Annotated in this window: 1 rRNA gene (cut by both window edges); it reads right to left on the reverse strand. The window is 52.9% G+C overall.

Annotated features, from left to right (window positions below):
* A 23S ribosomal RNA gene (locus DKZ56_RS15870) occupies nucleotides 1-1,184 on the reverse strand (it extends past both window edges: 2,020 nt to the left, 1,337 nt to the right).

Here is a 1,184-nt window from a genome sequence, read left to right on the forward strand (position 1 = left end):
CAACATCCTGGTTGTCTAAGCAACGCCACATCCTTTTCCACTTAACGGTTACTTTGGGACCTTAGCTGGTGGTCTGGGCTGTTTCCCTCTTGACCACGAATCTTATCACTCGTAGTCTGACTCCCGTGTATAAATAGCTGGCATTCGGAGTTTGTCTGAATTCGGTAACCCGAGGTGGGCCCCTAGTCCAAACAGTGTTTGCGGTACGGGCACCTCCCGCCTCGCTAGAGGCTTTTCTTGGCAGTGTGAAATCAGGAACTTCGCCTCAAAAGAGGCTCCCCATCACAACTCAGCGTTATGGGAAGCGGATTTGCCTACTTCCCCACCTTGTTGCTTGGACACGCGCAACCAACGGCGTGCTTTCCCTATCCTCCTGCGTCCCCCCATTGCTCAAACGGCGGGTAGGTGGTACAGGAATATCAACCTGTTGTCCATCGCCTACGCCTTTCGGCCTCGGCTTAGGTCCCGACTAACCCTGAGCGGACGAGCCTTCCTCAGGAAACCTTAGTCATTCGGTGGATGGGATTCTCACCCATCTTTCGCTACTCATACCGGCATTCTCACTTCTAAGCGCTCCACCAGTCCTTCCGGTCTGACTTCAGCGCACTTAGAACGCTCTCCTACCACTCGTGCGATGCACGAATCCACAGCTTCGGTGAACCGTTTAGCCCCGATACATTTTCGGCGCAGCGTCACTCGACCAGTGAGCTATTACGCACTCTTTAAATGGTGGCTGCTTCTAAGCCAACATCCTGGTTGTCTAAGCAACGCCACATCCTTTTCCACTTAACGGTTACTTTGGGACCTTAGCTGGATCTTATCACTCGTAGTCTGACTCCCGTGTATAAATAGCTGGCATTCGGAGTTTGTCTGAATTCGGTAACCCGAGGTGGGCCCCTAGTCCAAACAGTGCTCTACCTCCAGTATTCTTTACACGAGGCTAGCCCTAAAGCTATTTCGGAGAGAACCAGCTATCTCCAAGTTCGATTGGAATTTCTCCGCTACCCACACCTCATCCCCGCACTTTTCAACGTGCGTGGGTTCGGGCCTCCAGTGAGTGTTACCTCACCTTCACCCTGGACATGGGTAGATCACCTGGTTTCGGGTCTACGACCACGTACTCCTTCGCCCTATTCAGACTCGCTTTCGCTGCGGCTCCGTCTCTTCGACTTAACCTTGCACGT

Origin of the sequence: Ureibacillus thermophilus, assembly GCF_004331915.1 — a bacterium.
GTDB classification, from domain to species: domain Bacteria; phylum Bacillota; class Bacilli; order Bacillales_A; family Planococcaceae; genus Ureibacillus; species Ureibacillus thermophilus.